The sequence below is a fragment of the Photorhabdus sp. RM322S genome, from assembly GCF_042879395.1.
Classification (GTDB): Bacteria; Pseudomonadota; Gammaproteobacteria; order Enterobacterales; family Enterobacteriaceae; genus Photorhabdus; species Photorhabdus khanii.
Map to the genome: position 1 here is coordinate 1 of NZ_JBHFKW010000093.1, position 4,005 is coordinate 4,005.

The window sequence follows — 4,005 nt, forward strand, 5'->3', positions numbered from 1 at the left end:
AAGGGTATGCCAGCCAGATGCGTGAACGGGCGCTGAAGGAACAGGGCTATCGGGTCCATATTCAGAGAAAAGCGTCACGCAACAAGCCCTTATCAGACTGCCAAAAAGGACGAAATAAGAAAATAGCGAAACCCCGGGCACGGGTAGAACATATCTTTGGCGCATTCTCTCAGATGGGTGAAAAATTCATCCGAACGATAGGCCAGCTGCGAGCCAATTTTGCGATGACGCTGAAGGCCACCTGCTATGATTTGCACCGTTTGGTTTATTTTAGAAAATCAGGTATTCATGCTTTTTAATCTCGGCATGTGATGAAAAAGCCATTAAGTTATATTTTCCGCTGAAAAAGCAAGAAAAAGCCACACACAATAAGGTCAATTTTACGGCGAATGAGGGCAAAATTGACCTTATTTTTTGTATTGGGAGTTTTTAGAGGTTCCCCTATGTGACCATCTGTGATGGTGATTGTGCGAATTTATATTAACGAATTACTATAAATATCGCAATAAGACAGCGGAGCTAATGCAGTATAAAGTTGCTATCTAATTCTTGGAGCTACCCAATAAAGGGGGCTAAATTAACATACATTAACTCCTAATACTTTCTTTAAATTAGGATTTATGTCAATATATTGTGCATCTATAAATTTAAAAGTTAAAAGCATCATGGATCATATTGAAGAAAGCAATCTTAATATATATTTAAAAGCAATGCAGAATATGAGGGAAGATGATTTCACTAAAAATGTACTAAAACCTTTATTCGAATCAATGTCTTTCTCCAGAGTCGATTTCGTTGGTGGTCCATATGAACAAGGTAAAGATCTCATAGCAATCCACGAAATGCCCCTAAAAGGAATTAGTATATATGCAATTCAAACAAAAAAAATAGGTCAAGAATCTAATACTTCTGAAAAAAATGTTCTTTCCAACCTAATAATCCAACTTAGGCAATGTCTTACAAAAAAAATAAAACTACATAACGGGAGTGAACAGCTACCTGATTTAGTATTTTTAGCTACTCCGTATCAGGTTAATACAAGATTAATAAATGAAATACATGAACTATTATGTATGAGTCCTAAAAACATAGAAATACTCGATGGCCCCAAGGTAATAGAACTAATAAAAAAGAATAAACCATCATTACTTGAAAGTTTGGTTTCAATTAGTGACAAGCTATACTTACATGATACTGAAAAATTAAATAACATTGAGTTAATGTCCGCGTTAAACCAAAAGAACTCGATAACTGAATTAAATTGCTATAGCGATTTAGCTTTTTTCATGGGAACCATTGATAGTAATATATTGCTTGACAGTAGCATTACTATAAAAAAAGAAAAAATCCTATTATCTAAAAGCTCTTGGGACTTATTTAAGAAAGAAATATATTTTCCTCTCAAGAATCTTATAGGTTTTATTCCTTTAACTCAAACATCTCAATACATTGATGATTTTTTTCACTCTGAAATGAAAAAGTTTAAATCGGAAAAAAATATAATCACAAAGAGAAATATAGAACAAGCAGAACAGTTAATTTCAGGAAATATAATTTCTATAAAGTCCGTTCAAAATCAAATATTAATATCCATAAATGGAATTTCAACTAATAAAATAGATAAATCGACATTAAATATAATGAATATGTGCTATTCTCTAATAAAGAATTCAATTGATTCATCTTTTTCACAAGATAGCATTAATGAAATAATAAACTTTATTGATACAAACAATATTAAAAAAATTTCCAAACAGAAAAAACAAAGCATTTTCCCTAGTTTTTTAGAGGCAACTAAAAAAATTAAGGATATAATAATTCAAAATAAAGAGTTATTGACATTAAAATCTGAGTATGTGGATACACCATTTATTTCCATATCTTTAGAAGATAAAAAAATAACTTCTTGGATTGAAAGAAAATGCAGTGCTTATAAAAAAGACATATCTGATATAAACAATCGAAAACATGGAATAGATATTATTTCATTTTTAACTGAAACACAAAAAACACTTAACGCTTTAGATATATTAATTAATAAAACAGAAGATAATAAAAAATATATAAAAATTTTAAAAAAAAGAAAAAAACATCATGATGGATTATCTATTTCACCATTTGAACTATTTGAAACAAAGCATGATATTGCCGTTTATGGTGGAGCTGGCGCAGGAAAAACCACAACCTTACAAATGTATGTAAGAAAATTACTTTCAGAGAATTCATCAAGGGTTATATACATACCCCTAAATAGATTTATTAATAAAGTAAAAATAATTCTAGATGATAATCATAGTGACTATGATATTTTAATTTCCCTTATATTAATTTCTAGAGAAATAGAAGCCACCACTGAAAACAGTATCAATTTAAAAAATTATTTATTAGAAGAAAAGAAAATAAAAATAGTATTGGATGGCCTTGATGAGGCATATGCTAAGTATCCCGGCATCATTGACTCTATAAATGATTTTAAAATAAAACACCCTTCTATACAGATGCTTATATCAAGTCGAGATTGTGTAAGCTATCTTTCAAAGGTCAATTTTCTTGGAATAACTCTTTTACCTTTTAGTGAATCACAACTTTATAGATTCATAACATCATGGTTCAAAGAAAAAAATCCGAATCTTAGTCAACAACTAATCGAAAGTATTAAAGGTAAAGAAATTTGTGAGATCGTTAAAACACCTTTACTTGCAACTCTATTATGTGATCTTGCGGAAAAAGGAATTGATATACCTTCAAGTGAAAGCGAAATATTCACAAAACGATTGGAGCTTTTTTGTGGTGTCTATGACACATATAAAGATATAAAGAGAACAACATTATCTCAAAGTATATTATATAAATCATCAATTAAAATTGGTTATGCGTTTCATCAAAGAAACCTCCGTTCAGCAACAAAAAAAGATATCGTAAGTTTTCTGAATAATGATACTAGTTTTAATTATTCAACAGAAACATGTTTAACTGCGGTAGAGGAATTAATCACTCCTTGTAATATTCTGGTTTTTGACCATATATCTGAAACTTTTTCTTTTGGTCATTTAAGATACCAAGAACATTTAGCATCTTTAGAGTTAATTCAGAATAGATCAATAGAAATCATTCATTATCTAAAAAGTGATTGGTGGCGTGGAGTATTATGCCTTTATGCTCAAGCTTGCGAGTTTTATTCATTAATAGAAGATTTCACTATAAAATATCACAACATAGAGCCCGCGTTAATCACACTGGAAGAAATGGCGAAATTTCGCCCGCAGAAAGAAAGGAATAATATAAATTATCTTCTGCAAAAATATGAAGAAACAGATGATAGTTTTTCATATGGAAATGAATGGGATATGGATTATTATTGATATTAATTTAATGCTAAATATAATTATTTAAAGTCCACCTGATATTTAGGTGGCCTTTTAAATTATGATCTTTAAAAATCTCTTACCTCATTCATTGAAATATGATGAATATTATTTTTTACGTCAATTACATAAGAATAATATACAAAAATACAATAGTATATAGCTTATAAAAAATTACTCAGCTAATAGCATATCTTTCAAATATAACCACTCCTTTTCAAGGTATTTACGTAAAAAACATAGCCTGATATTTTCTTTTATTTTTCCTAGGCTGTGTCCCTTAATTATTTAATCGTCTGTAAAAGAGCCTAATACAGCCTCATACACTGAACCTTAAGTATTAAGCCTCTCGAAAATACCCTCCAACCCATTATTTTTATTGGATTTTCTTTGGGGCAACTTCAACGCATTTTTGGAAAGATATTTCAGGGCCCAATCCAGATGGTGTTCTATTTCCGACCCGGCATGATGAATAATCGCGCCCAATATCGGCAATAACCAGACATCAACATTTTTGGCGGCCTTGAGAAAGGAAACTGAAGGCAAAAACTGCCTCGCCAGACTGCGCCGGACTATCAACGCCAGCAGACTTGCCCAGATGAGCCCTTCTGCTATCGCTTTCTGGCCGGTTGCAAAGCCT

The 4,005-nt window shown here is 31.1% G+C and carries 2 protein-coding genes and 1 pseudogene; 2 read left to right on the forward strand and 1 reads right to left on the reverse strand.

The window, feature by feature from the left end:
• On the forward strand, positions 1-299 hold a 299-nt coding region (locus tag ACGF63_RS22435; protein ID WP_387633291.1), incomplete at its 5' end, for a transposase.
• Positions 300-665: 366 nt separating this feature from the next.
• Positions 666-3,362 carry an NACHT domain-containing protein gene (locus ACGF63_RS22440; RefSeq protein ID WP_387633293.1) on the forward strand — a complete coding sequence of 899 codons (2,697 nt, stop codon included), beginning with the start codon at positions 666-668 and terminating at the stop codon, positions 3,360-3,362.
• Between the two features lie 336 nt (positions 3,363-3,698).
• Here ACGF63_RS22440 and ACGF63_RS22445 read toward each other — a convergent pair.
• Positions 3,699-4,005 (reverse strand): annotated as a pseudogene (locus tag ACGF63_RS22445) (IS4 family transposase); the annotation flags it as partial.